14 protein-coding genes are annotated in these 19,947 nt (G+C 33.0%); all 14 read left to right on the forward strand.

Annotated features, from left to right (window positions below; all coding sequences use genetic code 11):
• Positions 1-156 precede the first annotated feature (156 nt).
• Complete coding sequence (locus tag ABMA45_RS03480; RefSeq protein WP_022088494.1) at positions 157-1,530, forward strand: hypothetical protein; 1,374 nt, start codon at positions 157-159, stop codon at positions 1,528-1,530.
• A 4-nt stretch (positions 1,531-1,534) separates the two neighbouring features.
• Positions 1,535-2,725 (forward strand): UDP-N-acetylmuramoyl-L-alanine--D-glutamate ligase, encoded by a 1,191-nt coding sequence (gene murD / locus ABMA45_RS03485; RefSeq protein WP_022088495.1) that lies wholly within the window; start codon positions 1,535-1,537, stop codon positions 2,723-2,725.
• 63 nt (positions 2,726-2,788) lie between these two features.
• Positions 2,789-4,069 carry an O-acetylhomoserine aminocarboxypropyltransferase/cysteine synthase family protein gene (locus tag ABMA45_RS03490; protein WP_022088496.1) on the forward strand — a complete coding sequence of 427 codons (1,281 nt, stop codon included), beginning with the start codon at positions 2,789-2,791 and terminating at the stop codon, positions 4,067-4,069.
• 180 nt (positions 4,070-4,249) lie between these two features.
• Positions 4,250-4,948: an ABC transporter ATP-binding protein gene (locus ABMA45_RS03495; RefSeq protein ID WP_022088497.1), complete on the forward strand. Its 699-nt coding sequence runs from the start codon at positions 4,250-4,252 to the stop codon at positions 4,946-4,948.
• 25 nt (positions 4,949-4,973) lie between these two features.
• Positions 4,974-8,144, forward strand: a complete 3,171-nt coding sequence (locus ABMA45_RS03500; RefSeq protein ID WP_022088498.1) for an ABC transporter permease — start codon at positions 4,974-4,976, stop codon at positions 8,142-8,144.
• Positions 8,145-8,173: 29 nt separating this feature from the next.
• Positions 8,174-8,950, forward strand: coding sequence for a phosphoribosylformimino-5-aminoimidazole carboxamide ribotide isomerase (gene hisA, locus ABMA45_RS03505; RefSeq protein WP_022088499.1), 777 nt, complete (start codon positions 8,174-8,176; stop codon positions 8,948-8,950).
• 129 nt (positions 8,951-9,079) lie between these two features.
• Entirely contained in the window at positions 9,080-9,751 is a 672-nt protein-coding gene (locus ABMA45_RS03510; RefSeq protein ID WP_022088500.1) for a ClpP family protease, read from the forward strand.
• 190 nt (positions 9,752-9,941) lie between these two features.
• The gene (locus ABMA45_RS03515) at positions 9,942-10,814 is read left to right on the forward strand and encodes an undecaprenyl-diphosphate phosphatase (RefSeq protein ID WP_022088501.1); all 873 of its coding nucleotides are present in this window, start codon (positions 9,942-9,944) and stop codon (positions 10,812-10,814) included.
• Positions 10,815-10,857: 43 nt separating this feature from the next.
• Positions 10,858-13,533, forward strand: a complete 2,676-nt coding sequence (locus ABMA45_RS03520) for an FtsK/SpoIIIE family DNA translocase (RefSeq protein ID WP_022088502.1) — start codon at positions 10,858-10,860, stop codon at positions 13,531-13,533.
• 11 nt (positions 13,534-13,544) lie between these two features.
• Positions 13,545-15,215 carry a formate--tetrahydrofolate ligase gene (locus ABMA45_RS03525; RefSeq protein WP_022088503.1) on the forward strand — a complete coding sequence of 557 codons (1,671 nt, stop codon included), beginning with the start codon at positions 13,545-13,547 and terminating at the stop codon, positions 15,213-15,215.
• A 124-nt stretch (positions 15,216-15,339) separates the two neighbouring features.
• Positions 15,340-16,182 (forward strand): bifunctional methylenetetrahydrofolate dehydrogenase/methenyltetrahydrofolate cyclohydrolase FolD, encoded by an 843-nt coding sequence (folD, locus tag ABMA45_RS03530; protein ID WP_022088504.1) that lies wholly within the window; start codon positions 15,340-15,342, stop codon positions 16,180-16,182.
• 31 nt (positions 16,183-16,213) lie between these two features.
• A complete protein-coding gene (gene priA, locus ABMA45_RS03535) occupies positions 16,214-18,445 on the forward strand; it encodes a replication restart helicase PriA (RefSeq protein ID WP_022088505.1) in 2,232 nt (743 codons plus the stop codon).
• A 16-nt stretch (positions 18,446-18,461) separates the two neighbouring features.
• Entirely contained in the window at positions 18,462-18,935 is a 474-nt protein-coding gene (def, locus tag ABMA45_RS03540; RefSeq protein WP_022088506.1) for a peptide deformylase, read from the forward strand.
• Between the two features lie 85 nt (positions 18,936-19,020).
• Positions 19,021-19,947, forward strand: a complete 927-nt coding sequence (gene fmt, locus ABMA45_RS03545; protein ID WP_022088507.1) for a methionyl-tRNA formyltransferase — start codon at positions 19,021-19,023, stop codon at positions 19,945-19,947.

Here is a 19,947-nt window from a genome sequence, read left to right on the forward strand (position 1 = left end):
AGTTTAGCTATTTGGTTGGACTGTTGCATTTTTTTTGTGAATTTTTTCACAAACAATTGCAATTACTATATTGATAATGGTATAATCAAATTCAATAGCAAAAAATAAGCATATGTTAATTATTATGAATAGTTGTCGGTAAGGTAGGAGAGAAATATGCAGAATCTAAAAGAACTGACAGGACAGCAAAAATATGATTTGTTAAGAAGTGAATATAAAGATTTTATTTTTGATTCCTATGAAGTTAAAAAGAATAGTGATGAATTAGATATTAAATATAATTTTGTTGTGCCGGGACTTGCAGAGTTTCATCCAACATGGAAGATACCATTTAAGAATATTGAAGATACAAATGAAGATGCAATAAACAGACTAATTTTTAATCTGGGAATGGTAGAATTAGTCAGTTATTGGAAAATTGCATGTCCACAGAATGTTATTATTAAGTGTGGAGTATTGACTGATACACAGTTACAATGGTGGAAGAAACTATATTACAATGGTTTAGGCGAATGCTTTTATGTTAATGGCATTGAAGCGTATGAAAAAGAATTCATGCATTTAGTTTGTGATTATAGTAAAGAACAGACAGATTGCACAAAGCCTGTTAAATTGCATGGGATATATGAAGGGTGTTTAGTGCCTATTGGTGGTGGAAAAGATTCATGTGTTTCATTAGAAGTGCTTAAAAGAATTAAAGATGAGAAAATAACAACTTACAGCGTAAACAGAATTGAAGCCGTAAAGAAAGTAATAGATGTAACTGATAATAAAATTGGAGATATTCTTTGTAGGAGAACATTAGATAAAACAATGTTACAGTTAAATAGTGAGGGATATATTAATGGACATACACCATTTTCTGCTATTGTTGCATTTTCTTCAGTATTAACAGCTGCATTAAACGGACAGAAATATATAACTTTGTCAAATGAAAACAGCGCAAACGAATCAACGGTTAAAGATTCAAAAGTAAATCATCAATATTCAAAAAGTTATGAATTTGAATTAGATTTTAATGATTACATTGCAACCATAGTGGAGTCAGACATAAGATACTTTAGTTTATTAAGACCACTTACAGAAATACAGATTGCAAAAATATTTGCATCAAGTGACAAGTACCTTGAAATATTTAGAAGCTGTAATGCAGGAAGTAAAAAAGGTATTTGGTGTTGCGATTGTCCAAAATGTTTATTTGTATATATAATTCTTTCACCATTCTTAAGTCAGGAGAGATTGACAGAAGTTTTTGGTGAAAATTTATTAAACAAAGAGAGCTTAGAAAAGTATTTCAGAGAACTTGTAGGAATAGATGAGAACAAACCATTTGAGTGTGTGGGAACACGAAGTGAAGTTGTGGCAAGCTTGAAATATATTATTGAAAAGGGTGAAAAACTAAAACTTACTGAAAAATATAAAGACTATATTGTGAATAATGGAGAAGATTTAAAGATACTGCTAGGTGAATGGTGCGATGAGCATCTTGTGCCGGATAATTTTGTAAAGGAAATAAGGAAAGTGGTGTAGTTATATGAAAATAGCAGATATTTTAACAGGGAAAAAGATTTTAATTTGGGGATATGGAAGAGAAGGTAAATCAACAGAACATTTCATTTTAGACCATAATATTGATTGTGAATATGATATTTTTGAAGGTAAATACGAAGATATCGATTGTGATAAATATGATATAATTGTTAAAAGTCCGGGCATAAAATGCCATGAAGATAATATTAAATTTACTTCACAGACGGAATTGATGTTAGCACAATTTGCAAAAAATATAATTGGTATTACAGGCACAAAGGGAAAGAGTACTACAGCATCTATGTTGTACACAACTTTAAGGAATTGTGGAGTAGATTGTGTATTAGTTGGTAATATAGGAAGACCATGTCTTGAGAGATATGACGAAATAAAAGATGATACTACAATAGTGTATGAAATGTCATGCCATCAGTTGGCACATGCAAAGGCATCACCTAAAATAGCAGTCCTTCTTAATTTATATGAAGAACATTTGGATTACTACGATACAATGGAAAGATATAAAAATGCTAAATTTAATATTTTCAGATATCAGAGAGTTACAGATACTTTTATTGTAAATGAGGAAATCGATTTAGATATACCGGTAAATGCAAGAAAAGTTGTTATGTCAGATAAAAATTTAGCAAAAGATTTCTTCCTTAAATTAAGAGGAATACATAACCAATACAATGCAAATGTAGTATATTATATTGCTACAAAGTGCTTTGGATTAGATGAAAAAGAAGTAACAAAATACATCGAATCTTTTGAAGGGCTTCCACATAGAATGGAACGTTTAGGGGAAATAGACGGAGTTACTTATTATGATGATTCAATTTCGACAATATGTCAGTCAGCAATTCAGGCTGTAGAAAGTATTGAAAATATTGGAACTATTATTATCGGTGGAATGGATAGAGGAATTGATTATCAGATTCTTTGTGATTATTTTGAAAAGAATACGAAGGTAAATGTTATTTGCATGTATGCTTCAGGTGAAAAAATTTATGATATGTTATCAGGCAGAGAAAATCTTTATATGTGTAATAACTTAGTAGAGGCAACAAATAAGGCAAAAGAAATTACAAAATCAGGACAAGCGTGTGTATTGTCACCGGCAGCAGCTTCATATGATCATTTTAAGAATTTTGAAGAGCGTGGTGATTTGTACAAACACACTTTAGGTTTATAAAAAACTATACGGGGATGGTAAACACAAAGTATGTGCTAATAATAAAGTTAGTGAGGTTACAAAATGGAAAAGAGAAACTTAGACACTATATGCGTACAGGGAGGATGGCAGCCTAAAAATGGAGAGCCAAGAGTACTTCCTATTTATCAAAGTACTACATATAAGTATGACAATTCGGAACAGATGGGCAGATTATTTGACTTAGAGGAAGAAGGATATTTTTACACAAGACTTCAGAATCCTACAAATGATATTGTTGCACAGAAAATTTGTGATTTAGAAGGTGGTGTGGCAGGTATGCTTACATCTTCAGGACAGGCAGCAAATTATTATGCAGCATTTAATATTTGCGAAGCAGGTGACCATATTATATGTTCAGCACATGTTTATGGAGGAACATTTAATCTTTTTGGAGTTACAATGAAGAAACAAGGAATAGATGTAACTTTTATTAATCCTGATTGTACAGAAGAAGAATTAGAAGCTGCATTTAAACCTAATACAAAAATGGTATTTGGCGAAACAATATCAAATCCATCTTTAGTTGTATTAGATATTGAAAAGTTTGCAAAGGCAGCCCACAGACACGGAGTGCCACTTATAGTAGACAATACCTTTGCAACACCGATTAACTGCAGACCATTTGAGTGGGGAGCGGATATTGTTACACATTCAACAACAAAATATATGGATGGTCATGCAATGGCAGTAGGTGGAGCGATTGTTGATAGTGGAAAATTTGATTGGAATGCCCATGCAGATAAATTCCCGGGACTTACAACTCCTGATGATTCATATCATGGAATTGTATATACTGAAAGATTTGGAAAGGGAGCTTATATTACAAAGGCAACAGCTCAGCTTATGAGAGATTTAGGCTCGATTCCGGCACCTATGAATTCATTTTTGTTAAATGTAGGACTTGAGACACTTCATTTAAGAATGCCACGTCATTGTGAAAATGCTATAAAGGTGGCAACATACCTTCAGAGCAGTGATAAAGTAGCGTGGGTTAACTGTCCGATGCTAAAAGGAAACAAATATTATGATTTGGCTAAGAAATATATGCCAAATGGTACATGTGGTGTAATTACATTTGGATTAAAGGGTGGAAGAGAAACGGCAATTAAATTTATGGACAGCCTTGAATTTATTACAATTGTTACTCATGTTGCAGACGCACGTTCATGTGTACTTCATCCTGCAAGCCATACACACAGACAGATGACAGATGAACAGTTAATTGAAGCAGGAGTTCAACCGGATTTAATTAGATTTTCAATCGGTATAGAAAATGCTGATGATATTATTAACGATTTAGAACAGGCTTTAAATAGAATTTAAATGTATTAAACAAAACAAAGGTCTTCATGGATTAAACATGAAGACCTTTAATTTTATTAAAGATAACAAAGTTACTTTGCCCTTGAATGAAAAAAAAATGTCAGTTAATATATATATAAGAGAAAATAGATTTTAGATGGTAGATGGTAGTATGAAACATGCTTTTAGGAGGTGCGATTTATGAGTTACGTTGAAATAAAAGATGTTGTAAAAGAATATAAAACAGGAGAAATAACAATAAAGGCGGCAGATGGAATGAATTTTTCATTTGAAAAAGGAGAATTTGTTGTTATTGTCGGACCTTCAGGAGCAGGAAAAACTACCGTACTTAATATTTTAGGTGGAATGGATAAATTGACTTCCGGTAACGTTATTGTTGATGGAAAAGATATAAGCAGATACAGCAATAGGGAGTTAACTACATATAGAAGACATGATATTGGTTTTGTTTTTCAGTTTTATAATCTGGTGCAAAATCTTACAGCATTAGAAAATGTAGAACTGGCAGGTCAGATTTGCAAAAATCCGTTAGATGCAAAAAAAGTTCTTGAAAGCGTTGGACTTAAGGAAAGAATGAAAAACTTCCCGGCACAGCTTTCAGGAGGAGAGCAGCAAAGGGTATCTATTGCAAGGGCAATTGCAAAAAATCCTAAATTATTATTGGCAGATGAACCGACAGGAGCATTAGATTATCAGACAGGAAAAGCTATATTAAAATTATTGCAGGATACATGTAAAAAAGGTATGACAGTTGTTGTAATTACGCACAATCAGGCAATTGCACCAATGGCAAACAGAATAATTAAAATCAAAAACGGTAAAGTCAGTGATATGACAATAAATGAAAATCCACTTCCGGTAGAAAAAATTGAATGGTAAAAATTAAGTATCAAGAGGTAGCTATATGAAGGCATTAAGAAAAGAATTTTATGTTCAAATAAAAAAGACATTTGGCAGGTTTTTATCCCTGCTTTTAATTGTTGCCCTTGGGGTGGCTTTTTATGCCGGAATACGTTCTACGGAACCTGACATGAGAAAATCCGTGGATGCAATTTATGATAAAGAAAACAGTTATGATATTAGAGTTGTAAGTGAACTTGGAGTAACTAATAACGATATTAATGCATTAAAGTCTATAGATGAAATAAAAGACATCGAAGGTATATATAATGTGGATCAGGTAGTTAAGAATGGAGAAACAGAGTATACCGTGAAAATGATGTCTAGAACGGATACAATTAATAAAGTGAAAACAAATGTGAATGAACTGTCAGATGATGAGTGCCTTGTGGATAGACAGTTAGCTGAACATAATTACATTAAGGTAGGGGACAAGATAACGGTTGATAATGAATACGTAAAGGGAAAGGAATATACCGTAAAAGGAACTTTTTGTACAGGTAATTATTTATCATTTCACAAAGGAAGCAGTACAGTAGGTTCAGGAAAACTTGATGGATTAATAATTATTAATAAAAATCAGTTTGATATGGATAACTTCTCTGATATTTATATTACATTAAAGGGTGCTAAAAAGTTAGACAGCTATGGAACAAAATATGAAAAGTATGTTGATAAAGTGACAAATAAAATTAGAAAAGTTGCGCCTGCTATGGAACAAAAAAGATACGAAGAAATAGTTGACGTGGCAAATGAAGAAATTCAGTCAGCTCAGGAAAAAATAGATAAAAATTATAAAAAATACGAAAAAGGTTTGAAAAAAGCGGATGATGGACAGAAGGAAATAGAAGAAAATAGTAAAAAAATAGAAGAGGGAGAAAGTGAATTAAAAAAGCAGGAAAAAGAATATAAAAGTGGAGTTGAACAATACAATAAAGGGGAAAACCAATATGAATCTGCCAGCATAAAATTGAAAGAGGGTGAAAAAGAGTATAAAAATGGTCAAAAACAATATGAAAGTGGATATGCTAAATATAAAACAGGAGTAAAAGAACTTGAAAGTGGGAAAAATGATTTAAATAACACTAAAAAAAGATTTGCTGCAATGGGAATGAGTGATGTGCCGCAGGTTAAGAGCCAGATTGAAAGTGCGCAGTCAGAGATTTCTAAACATGAGCGACAATTAAATAAAGCAAAAATTAAACTGGATAAAAGTAAAAAGAAGCTTGATAAAGCAAAGAAAAGTTTAATTGTTGGAAAGCAGGAATTAAAAAAATCAAGAGCAGTATTAGATAATACGAAAGAAAAACTTGAAACCGGAAAGCAAAAACTAGCTGATGGGAAAAAAGAAATTGCTGATGGTAAAAATGAGATTATAAAGGCACAAAAAAAGGTTGATAAGGCATATACGAAGCTTGCTAAGGCTCAGAAAAAGCTTAACAAAGCGCAAAGAAAAGTAGATAAGGCAAAAGATAAAGTATATGAGATAGAAAAGAAAGAATGGTATGTGCTGGACAGACAAACGGTTGTGTCATTTGTTGAATTTGGTCAGGACGCAGAGCGTATTGGAAATATAGGAAAAGTATTTCCACTTATATTCTTTTTGGTTGCAGCAATGGTAAGTTTGACGACTATGACAAGAATGGTTGAGGAAGAAAGAGTTCAGATTGGAACACTTAAGGCACTGGGCTATGGAAAAGGAAGCATAGCCGGAAAATATATCGCATATGGAGCAGTTGCAACAATTGCAGGTGGCATAATTGGAGGTATAGCAGGTAGCAAAACTTTACCATGGATTATAATAACTGCGTATAGATTGATGTATCAGAATTTATATATAATAGAAATTCCTATAAATGGATATTACTTTGTGACAGCATGTCTTGCAGCAGCAGTAAGTGTAATAGGTGCAACAATACTTGCGTGTTATAAAACACTTATGGAACAACCGGCATCACTTATGCAGCAAGAAGCTCCAAAAGCCGGAAAGCGTGTGCTGCTTGAAAGAATACCTTTTATTTGGAATCATCTAAGTTTTAATATAAAATCGACTTTTAGAAATCTGTTTAGATACAAAAAAAGATTGTTCATGACTTTGTTTGGTATAGGTGGATGTATGGCTTTAATGCTTGTTGGATTTGGCGTTAAAAATTCCATAAATTCAATATTAACAATACAGTTTGACGATTTATTCCATTATGATTTGACAGTTACATACGATGATGAATGGACTAAGAAGAATGGAACGGATGAACTTAAAAAGATTCTCAACAGCAATTCGGATATAAAAGATAATTTACAGGCAGATGTATTGAATTATGATGTTGGAAAGGAAAATAGTACGGTAAGTACATACATAGTTATACCTGAAAGCACAGATGATATATCTAAATACGTTACATTTAAGAGCAGAAATAAAAATGAAAAATATAAGTTAAATGATGATGGTGTGCTTATATCTGAAAAAATGGCTAAGAAAATCGGAGCCAAAGTAGGCGATGAAATTTATTTCAAAGAAAGCGATACTGTAAGATATAATGTAAAGGTTAGTGCAATAATCGAAAATTATAGTTATCATTATATGTATATGACCGGAAAATATTATAAACAGATAACCGGGAAAGATGCAAAAATGAATACTGCTTTTTGTATCCTGAAAAAAGGCAGAGTTATAGACGATAAAATAGGAAATAAAATAATGAGTAATGATGGTGTTGCAGGAGTATCATTCTTACAGACAACATATAATAGTTTTAGTGAAATGATGAAAAGTATGGATACAGTTGTAATCGTACTTGTATTTTCGGCAGGACTACTTGCATTTATTGTACTTTATAATCTTAACAATATAAATATTGCTGAAAGACGGAGAGAATTGGCAACATTTAAAGTACTTGGCTTTTATGATATGGAAGTGTCAGGTTATATTTACAGAGAAAATGTCATTATCACAATTTTAGGAATTATAATAGGCATTGGATTTGGAATAATTTTGCACCAATTTGTAATTCAGACGGCAGAAATTGATATGGTTATGTTTGGAAGAAAGATTGGAACGCGTGGTTACATTTATAGCACATTATTAACAATTTTATTTGCTGTAATAATTAATATTTCGATGCATTTTAAATTGAAAAAAGTTGATATGGCAACATCACTAAAAAGTGGAGAATAATAAATAAAAAAGAAAGATAGGAAGAAAAAATGAAATTCAGACCATGTATAGACATTCATAATGGGAAAGTAAAACAGTTAGTAGGTGGAACGCTTAAAGATAAAGGTAATAAGGCACAGGAAAATTTTGTGTCACAAAAAGGTGGAGCATATTATGCAAATATGTATAAAAATAACAATCTTGAAGGTGGACATATTATTATTTTAAATGCAGCAGATTCCGAGTATTTTGAGGCTTCAAAAAAGCAGGCACTTGAAGCGCTTGCTGCTTATCCGGAAGGAATGCAGATAGGTGGAGGAATTAATGCAGAAAATGCAGCTGAATATATTGAAAATGGAGCAAGTCATGTTATTGTTACATCATATGTATTCAAAAATGGAGAAGTAAATTACGAAAATTTAGACAAACTTGTAAAGGCAGTAGGTAAAAGTAAAATCGTATTGGACTTAAGTTGCAGAAAGAAAAACAATGATTATTATATAGTTACAGACAGATGGCAGACATTTACTAACATTAAATTAAATGAAGAAACAATGGAGCATTTTTCCAAATATTGTGATGAATTTCTAATCCATGGAGTTGATGTGGAGGGAAAAGGTTCGGGAATGGAAGAAGAGTTAGTAAAATTGCTTTCAAAGTGGGAGAAAAACCCAATTACTTATGCAGGCGGAATTGCAAGTGTAGATCAGATAGATAATTTCAAAAAAATATGTGATGCAAAATTAGATTTTACAATAGGAAGTGCATTGGATATTTTTGGTGGACATTTATCATATCAGGAAATAGCTGCTAAATATAATGAATAAAAATGATAGGTTACATTTTTATTCTTGTGCAATCGTATAGCATTTTATGATTGGCATCTTTTAAGAGGTTTATAATATTATTTTGAAAAATCTCCATACTATTTATAGAAAGTAGTATGGAGGTTTTTTATGAGTGAAAATAAAGAAAAAAATGACGATATCATAGAATATGGGCAGACTGATTTAGATAAAAATAAAGAACATAAGAAAATACATTTGCTTAATATTATAGGTGAAATAGAAGGGCATGATTGTCTTAGCAGTAATACGAAAACAACAAAGTATGAACATGTTATTCCAACGATTGCGGAAGTTGAGGATAATGATGAAATAGACGGTTTGCTTGTTATATTAAATACTGTTGGTGGAGATGTGGAGTGTGGACTTGCAATAGCAGAGATGATTGCAAGTATGAGTAAACCTACAGTTTCACTTGTCCTTGGAGGAAGTCATTCAATAGGAGTGCCATTAGCTGTTTCTACGGATTATTCATTTATTGTTCCGACCGGAACAATGGTAATACATCCTGTAAGAATGAATGGATTATTTATTGGTGTTCCACAAACATATGATTATTTTATGAGAATACAAAAAAGAATAAACCAATTTGTTGTTAATCATTGTGGGATAACTGAGCATAGATTTATAACATTGATGACAGAAACTGAAGTGCTTACAAAAGATGTTGGAAGTATTCTTGTTGGAAAGGAAACAGTGGATAAAAAAATAATAAACGAAGTTGGTGGCTTAAAGGAGGCAATGAATAAATTAAAATCCATGATAGATGATAAAAAAATATAATGGTGTAAGGGGCAAAAGGTCTAAGTCCGCGTGAGTTTGTTCATAAGTGGGCTTAGACCTTTTATAGCTTTTATAGATGCCAAGCATTAATATGTATTATAACTTGAATTAAGATTGAAAAAATAGTAAAATGAAATGTACTTATGGATTTTAGAAGGATAAAACTATTTGGAAAGTAGTAGGTGGATACATGGGATTATTTAAAGCAATAATATTAGGAATTGTGCAGGGACTGACAGAGTTTTTACCTGTAAGTAGTTCAGGACATTTGACTATATGTAAGCAATTAATTGGAATGGAAGATATCGGTTTTTCATTTGATATTATTTTACATGTTGGAACATTGCTGGCAGTATTCTTAGTTTACTGGAGAGATATAGGACGTCTTATAGTAGATGGAATAGGAATTATTGTTGATGTTTGCTTTAATATAAAAGAGTTTTTTGTCAGCAAAAAAATGCAGGATGAGCCATTTTACAGAAAAGTAATATGTAATGGTTATAGAAAATTCGCAATGCTGGTAATAGTATCTACAATCCCAACAGGTATAATCGGTTATTTTGGAAAAGATTTAGTTGAAAAAGCAGGAACTGCTCTTTTAGTTCCCGGAATATGTCTTATTATAACAGCAACACTTCTTCTTATTTCAGATAATCTTCCTGATGGAAAAAAGAAACCAAAGAAAACAAGCTATTTAAATGCACTATTTATTGGAACATGTCAGGGAATTGCAACTTTACCAGGACTTTCAAGATCAGGAACTACAATAACAGCGGGTCTGTTATGTGGATTAAAAAGAGAATTTGCAGTTAAATATTCATTTATTATGTCAATTCCGGCAATAATGGGTGCTGCAGTGCTAGATATCGCAGATTTTGGAAAAGATGGAATGACATCTTCAGATTTAGGATGCTACATTGCCGGAGCTTTAGTAGCGGCAGTTGTAGGATATATTTGTATTAAGACAATGCTTGTTATTGTAAGAAATAAGAAATTTAAATATTTTGCATATTATTGCTATTTAGTTGGAGCAGTAGCAGTTATTGCCTATTTTGTTAAATAAAATAGAACAATTAACTGAAATAAAAAATTTGATGGAGGTAAAAATGGCTACTACTAAAAAAAGAACGAGTGGTACCAAATCCAAGAAATCAACAAATAAAGGACGGAGCACTGGTGCCCGTAAGAGTAATTACAAAAACTCCAGAACCAGTGAACAGATAAAAATAATATCAGAAATTTACATATGGATTCTAATTGCGGTAGCATTATTACTTTTTTTAAGTAATTTTGGAGTTTGCGGGGTAGTAGGCAATATGCTCAGTTATTTTATGTTTGGAGCATTTGGAGTACCGGCATATATATTCCCTATTGTGCTGTTTTTTATAGCAGGTATATTGTTTGTAAATTTAGGCGATGTTAGAGCGGTTGCTAAAAGTGTAACTGCATTAATTCTTTATTTTGATGCATGTGTTTTTGCACATTTGATTTGGAATGTACAAAAGACTACGGTTAGTGAATATTACTCTTTTTGTGGTGAATATAAAATAGGTGGTGGAATTATAGGTGGAGCCATAGGAGATGGCCTTAAAACTTTATTTGGAATAGCAGGAACCTATGTGTTTGTAATAATAATTGCAATTATAACAATTGTTATATTAACTGAAAAATCTATTTTAGATATGCTTAAAAATCATGGAATCAGCGTTTACGAAAGCGCAAGAGATGATATGAAGGATATTCAGCAACAGCAGGAAGTTGCAAGAATAGAAAGAAAGAAGCAAAAAGAAATAAACAGACAGGAAAAGGAAATTCAGAGAGTTCATCGTGAGATTGAAGCTAAGGTAAGGGCAGAGGAAGCTGAAAAGAAAAAAATGGAAAAGGCAAAGCCTGTCAATTTTAGTGATTTAGATGCTATAAATGTCTCAGGAATAAAAGAAGAAAGTCAGAATGTACATGAGATTAATATAGAAGGATTAGAACCTGAATATAGTGGACATATTGATTTAGAAGAAGAACCGACAGGTCAGTTTATATATGGAAAACAAAGTGGTGTTACGGCGAAACTTAAAGAAGAGCCTATTAATAAAACTCCGATAGCGGATGAACATGCAAATGACGGAGAGTTTAAACCTAAGGAAAGAATATTTGTTTCAAAAGAAGCAAAAGAAGTAATGAATAGAAAGCCTTATGGCATGCAGGAAATTAAACATTCACAGGAAACGATGGATGCACAGGAAATTAATCCACAGACGAAAGTACCTGAAAAAGCATCATCAGAAGGAAAGATTATTGCACCGGTTAAGAAAAAGATGAAATATACTAAACCAACATATAGTCTTTTAAATAAAAATCCGGGAAGTAAGAATCCAACATCAAAAATGGAACTTATGGAAACAGCAAATAAATTGCAACAAATTCTTCAGAATTTTGGAGTTAATGTAACAGTAACAAATGTAAGTAAAGGCCCTTCGGTTACAAGATATGAATTACAACCGGAAATGGGAACAAAAGTTAGCAAGATAACTGCACTTACAGATGATATCAAATTAAATCTTGCCGCAGCAGATATTAGAATTGAAGCTCCGATTCCGGGAAAAGCAGCAGTTGGAATCGAAGTTCCTAACAAAGGAAGAGATACAGTTTATATAAGAGAATTATTAGAATCCAAAGAACTAAAAGAGAATTCTTCAAAGATTGCTTTTGCGGCAGGTAAGGATATTGCAGGCAGGGTTGTAGTTGCAGATATTGCAAAAATGCCACATATGCTTGTAGCCGGAACAACAGGTTCGGGAAAATCAGTATTTACAAATTCAATAATAATGAGTATTTTATATAGAGCGACACCTGATGAAGTTAAGTTGATTATAATTGATCCTAAGGTAGTTGAATTTAAGGTTTACAATGGAATACCTCATTTATTATATCCCGTTGTTACAGATCCTAAAAAGGCAGCAGGTATATTGAATTGGGCTGTGGCTGAAATGTCAGAAAGATATAAGAAATTTTCGCAGACAGGCTCAAGAGATTTGAAAGGATATAATGCAAAAATTGAAGCAGGAGATTACGAAGGAGATGAACCACCTGAAAAGATGGCTCAGATTGTAATAGTAATTGACGAGTTAGCAGACCTTATGATGGTTGCAGCAAAAGAAGTTGAAGATGCGATATGCAGACTTGCACAGCTTGCACGTGCAGCTGGAATTCATTTGATTATTGCCACTCAAAGACCTTCGGTAGATGTTATTACAGGTCTTATTAAGGCAAATATTCCATCTAGAGTTGCATTGACTGTTTCATCAGGAACAGATTCCAGAACAATTATAGATATGAATGGAGCTGAAAAACTGCTTGGTAATGGTGATATGCTGTTTTATCCATCAGGCTATGTTAAACCTGTAAGATTGCAGGGAGCATATGTATCTGATGAAGAGGTACAAAGGACAGTTCAATACCTTGTATCGCATAGCAGTGAGGTTGTTTACGAAACTTCCATTGAAGAAAAATTATCGGAACCATCTAAAGAAGATGGAGAAGAAAATGGAAGAGATGAATACTTTGAACAGGCAGCAAGATTATGCATTGAAAAAGACAAAGGTTCTACAAGTATGCTGCAAAGACAGTTCAGAGTTGGGTTCAATAGAGCAGCACGTATAATGGAACAATTATACGATGCCGGTATTGTTGGACAGGAAGAACAAAATAAACCTAGAAAAATACTTATGAGCATGGAACAATTTGATGAGTATATTTCAGGTAATAATAAAAAAGAGGAGCAATAAAGGAGAAGAAAATGAAAACAGATATTCAGATTGCGCAGGAAGCTACTATGCTTCCAATTAAAGAGGTAACAGCAAAAATTGGGTTAACAGAAGATGATTTAGAATTATATGGTAAATATAAAGCAAAAATTTCAAATGAATATTGGAATAAAATAAAAGATAATGAAGATGGAAAGCTTGTACTTGTAACAGCTATCAATCCAACTCCTGCAGGAGAAGGAAAGACAACTATTACTGTTGGTTTAGGACAGGCTTTAGGTCAGTTAAATAAAAAAGCAGTAATTGCACTTAGAGAGCCATCTCTTGGACCTTGCTTTGGTATTAAAGGGGGAGCAGCAGGTGGTGGATATTCACAGGTTGTTCCTATGGAAGATTTAAATCTTCATTTTACAGGAGATTTCCATGCAATTACATCAGCTAACAATTTATTAGCAGCAATGCTTGATAATCACATTCAGCAGGGAAATGTACTCGGAATTGACCCTAATCAGATTGTATGGAAGAGATGTGTGGATATCAATGACAGAGTATTAAGAAATATTGTTGTAGGTCTTGGAAGAAAGGTTGATGGAACAGTAAGAGAAGACCATTTTGTAATTACAGTTGCATCAGAAATTATGGCAATTCTTTGTCTTGCAGATGATTTGGCAGATTTAAAAGAAAGACTTGGAAAAATAATTGTTGCTTATACATATGATGGTAAGCCTGTGACTGCAAAGGATATAAATGCAGTAGGTTCAATGGCAGCACTTTTAAAGGATGCTATTAAACCTAACGTAATTCAGACATTAGAGCATACAACAGCACTTGTTCATGGTGGACCATTTGCAAATATCGCACATGGATGTAACTCAGTAAGAGCAACAAAGACAGCATTAAAGATGGCTGATATAGTAGTAACAGAAGCAGGATTTGGAGCAGACCTTGGAGCAGAAAAATTCATGGATATTAAGTGCCGTCAGGCAGGACTTAAACCTGATTGCGTTGTTTTAGTTGCAACAGTAAGAGCGTTAAAATATAACGGTGGAGTTCCAAAGAGTGAATTGTCAGAAGAAAATTTAGACGCATTGGCAAAAGGTATTGTTAACCTTGAAAAACATATTGAAAATCTTCAGAAATTTGGGGTCCCTGTAGTTGTAACATTAAATTCATTTATCACAGATACAGAAGCTGAATATGAATATATTAAGAAATTCTGTGAAGACAGAGGATGCGAATTTGCATTGGCACAAGTATGGGAAAAAGGTGGAAAAGGTGGAATAGATTTAGCTAATAAAGTTCTTGAAACATTAGAAAACAAAGAATCTAAGTTTAAACCATTATATGATACCAAATTACCAATCAAAGAAAAAATCGAAACAGTTGCAAAAGAAATCTATGGAGCAGATGGAGTTAATTATTCACCTGAAGCTCAGAAGGCAATTGCTAAGATTGAAGATATGGGATATGGAAATCTTCCTGTATGTATGGCTAAAACACAGTATTCATTATCAGATGATAAAGATAAATTAGGAAGACCGGAAGGATTTGAAATCAGCATTCGTGACGTATATATATCAGCAGGAGCAGGATTTGTTGTTGTATTAACTGGAAATGTAATGACAATGCCGGGACTTCCAAAACATCCTGCAGCATACGATATTGATGTTACAGACGATGGAAAGATTACAGGATTATTCTAATAAATGATGCCGTGTATAAAATGCAATGAATTAAAATTAATTCGTAGGTATCAATAAGGAGCAAAATGCATTTTGCTCCTTAACTATAATAATTACTGCGAAGAAAGGAAGCGTTTATAAAGTAATGAAATTAATTGATGGAAAGAAGATTTCAGGTGAAATTAAAGATGAAATCAAAGAAGAAGTTGCAAAGTTAAAAGAACAGGGGATTGACATAGCACTTGCAGTCGTAAAGGTTGGAGAAGACCCTGCATCAGCTGTGTATGTTAGAAATAAAGAAAAAGCATGTGAATATGTAGGAATAAAATCAATTACATATGCATTAAAGGAAGAAACTACACAGGAGGAACTTCTTGAATTAATAGATAAGTTAAATGCAGACAAAGAAATTAATGGAATTCTTGTACAGCTTCCATTACCAAAACATTTAGACGAAACAGAAGTGCTAAACAGAATTGACAGCAAGAAAGATGTTGATGGTTTCCATCCAATGAATGTCGGAAAAATGATGATTGGTGAAGAAACATTTTTACCATGTACACCTGCAGGAATTGTTGAGCTTATAAAGAGAACAGGTGTCGAAATTTCAGGAAAAGAATGTGTGGTAATAGGACGTAGTAATATTGTAGGCAAGCCAATGGCGATGCTTATGCTCAAAGAAAATGCAACAGTAACAATTGCACATTCAAGAACAAAAGACTTAAAGGAAGTTACAAAAAGAGCAGATATTTTAATTGTAGCAATAGGTAAGCCAAAGTTTATTACAGCTGATTATGTTAAAGAAGGAGCGGTTGTAATTGATGTAGGAATCCATAGAAATGAAGATAACAAGCTTTGTGGAGATGTGGATTTTGATTCAGTAAGTGAAAAAACATATGCAATAACACCTGTACCAGGTGGCGTTGGACCAATGACTGTTACAATGTTATTGGCAAATTGCGTAAGAAGTGCAAAGTTATTTAGATAAAGATAAATAAGATATGAAAGGGCGGTGTCAAATGAAATTTGCGAATATTATTGTTGATATTTCACATGAAAAATTGGACCGCCCTTTTGGTTATATAATACCGAAAGAATTAGAAGATAAGATATCTATAGGTACTCAGATAGTTATTCCATTTGGAAAAGGAAACAGAGAGATAACAGGATATGTAATCGAGATAACAGACAAGCCGTCATTTGATATAAATAAGATGAAATATATTATTCGTGCAAATGAAGGCGCGGCAACGGTTGAAAAACAACTTATAGAGTTAGCCTGGTGGATAAAGAAAGAGTATAGCTGTACAATGAATCAGGCATTAAAAACAGTCATACCTGTTAAAAAGAAAATAAAAAATATACAAAAGAAGACAATAACGCTTAATATAAGTGAAGAAGAAGCAGAAGAAAAGATATTAAAATATAAAAAGTCCAATGCAAAGGCAAAGGTCAGATTGCTACAGGAACTAAAAGATATAAAACATATGTCAAAGGAGCTTGTAGTAGACAAATTAAATATATCGCCAAGTACTCTGAAGGCACTTGAATCTACAGGAGATATTTTGATAGAAATTGAAAATAGTTATAGAAATCCTGTTAATTTTAATAATCTTGAGCGTTATGATATAATATTAAATGAACAGCAAAAAGCTGTCGCAGACGGTATTAAAAAGACAATGGATTATAAAAAAAGTGAAAAAGCAAATGTTCATTTGATTTATGGGATAACCGGAAGCGGTAAAACAGAAGTTTATATGGATATTATAGACAAGACTATCCACGATGGAAAACAGGCGATTGTTTTAATTCCTGAAATCGCTTTAACATATCAGACAGTAAAGAGATTTACGAGAAGATTTAAAGATAAGGTGTCAATAATTAATTCAAAACTGTCAGCAGGAGAAAAGTATGATCAGTTTGAAAGGGCAAAAAGAGGAGAAATAAGTATAATCATAGGTCCAAGATCTGCGCTTTTTACCCCATTTGAAAATTTAGGCCTTATAGTAATTGATGAAGAGCATGAGGGAGCATATAAAAGTGAAAATGTTCCTAAATATCATGCAAGAGAGGTGGCTGCAAAATTATGCAATATTACAGGAGCAACATTAGTTTTAGGCTCAGCAACACCTTCTTTAGAATCATATTTTAATGCTCAGACAGGGAAATATAAGTTACACAGACTTACAAGCAGAGAAAAAGGCAAATTGGCACAGGTGTCAGTAGTTGATATGAGGAAAGAGCTAAAGAATGACAATAAGTCAATGTTTAGTATGGAATTAAAGCAGCTGATTAATGACAGATTAGAAAAAAAACAGCAGACTATGTTGTTTATAAATAGAAGAGGATATGCAGGATTTGTGTCGTGCCGGGAGTGTGGAGAGGCAGTCAAATGCCCACATTGTGATGTGACATTAAAAGCCCATAATAATGGAAAAATGGTGTGCCATTATTGCGGTTACGAAGAACCGATTCCAAGGTTATGCCCAAAATGTGGTTCTAAATATATAGCCGGATTTGGTATAGGAACACAAAAAGTTGAAACAATGATAAAAAAAGAATTTCCACAGGCCAAAGTATTGCGAATGGATTTTGACACAACATCAAGAAAAGGTGGTCATGAAGAAATACTGTCAGCTTTCGCAAATCATCAGGCAGATATCCTCGTTGGAACTCAGATGATTGTAAAAGGACATGACTTTCCTGATGTAACATTAGTTGGAATTTTAGCAGCGGATATGTCGTTATATGCGAGTGATTATACGGCGGCTGAAAAGACATTTCAATTACTAACGCAGGCAGCAGGAAGAGCAGGAAGAGGAAAAGAAAAAGGACAGGTCGTAATTCAGACATACTCACCGGATAATTATAGTATTGAATCAGCAGCAAAGCAGGATTATGAAGAATTCTATCAGGAAGAATTAGCATATAGACAATTAATGCAATATCCACCTGTAGCGGCAATGACTGAAATCTTAATTCAATCTGAAGATGAGGAGTTGTTAGAAAGATTTACAGATGCCCTTACTAAATATATAAACAAATTAAAAGAAGCAAAATTTAAACAGTTAATGATAATTGGACCGGCGAAACCTCCGGTGGCAAAGATAAATGATGTATATAGAAGAATGATATATTTAAAAAGTCTTGATAAAGAAAAACTTATTAGAATGTCAGACTATATACAAGAATTAATAAATACTTCACAAAAAGTTAAAGGTATAACCTTACAATTTAATGTGAGAGAGTGATAAAAGGAGAAATGAGATGGCGCTTAGAAATGTTAGAGAATTAGGAGATCCATGTTTAAGAAAAGTTTGTAAAGAAGTAAAAAATATTAATGCTAGAACAAAGATTCTTATAGATGATATGCTTGATACTATGTATGAGGCAAATGGTGTCGGACTTGCAGCACCTCAGGTTGGTGTTCTTAAAAGAATTGTCGTAATAGATATAGGAGATGGCCCGATTATCATGATTAATCCTGAAATTATAGAAAAAGATGGAGAACAGACAGGGTATGAAGGATGTTTAAGTCTTCCAGGAAAATCAGGGGTAGTCACAAGAAGCAACCATGTTGTTGTAAGAGCATATGATGAAAATATGGAATTATATGAATTAGAGGGAACAGAATTACTAGCAAGAGCAATACAGCATGAATGTGATCATTTAGACGGAATAATGTATGTAGACAAGGTTGAAGGAAGAATATATGACAATGAAGAATTAGAAGATGAATAAAGAAAAATTCATTTTAATAAATCTTTCCGACGACAAGCCACCGACCTAAGGGAGGGGCAATACATATTATTAGAGGAGAAATAAGATGAAAATAGTATTTATGGGTACTCCCGATTTTTCAGTTAATGCTTTAGAAAATATTGTAAAAGCAGGTCATGATGTGGTTGGTGTAATTACACAACCTGATAAACCAAAGGGACGTGGTGGAAAAATGCAATACACACCGGTAAAAGAAAAAGCATTGGAATTAGGACTTGATGTATATCAGCCACAAAGAGTTAAAGAAACTGAATTTATTGAAAAGTTAAAAGAAATGAATCCTGATGCAATTGTGGTAATTGCATTTGGACAAATTTTACCAAAAGCAATTTTAGATATGCCTAAGTATGGATGCATAAACGTACATGCATCATTACTTCCTAAATACAGAGGAGCAGCACCTATTCAGTGGTCAGTTATTGACGGCGAAAAAGAAACAGGTGTTACAACAATGTATATGAATGAAGGATTAGATACAGGGGATATTATAGACAAAGTAGTTGTCCCGATTGATAAGAAAGAAACCGGCGGAAGCTTATTTGATAAATTAGCAATAGAGGGTGGAAAATTAATCTTAAAAACATTAATTGAACTTGAAAATGGAACAGCAGTAAGAACTCCGCAGGATGACAGTAAGTCAAATTATGCAGGTATGATTAATAAACAGTTAGGAAAAATTGACTTTAATAAATCTGCAAATGAAATTGAGAGACTTATAAGAGGGTTAAATCCATGGCCAAGTGCATATACAAAAATGGATGGTAAGACTTTAAAAATATGGGATGCAGATGTGGACGATTCTGAAAATGATTCTGCACCAGGAACAATTACTGAAGTAGGTAAAGACTTTATCCGTGTTGCAACGGGAAAGGGAAGCCTTAAAATTTTAGAACTACAGTTAGAGGGCAAAAAGAGAATGAAAACAAGAGATTTCCTAAATGGAGCTAAAATTCCTGATAGAATGGAGGGATAA

Origin of the sequence: Eubacterium sp. CAG:156, assembly GCF_000434315.1 — a bacterium.
Taxonomy (GTDB): Bacteria; Bacillota; Clostridia; order Lachnospirales; family Lachnospiraceae; genus Eubacterium_U; species Eubacterium_U album.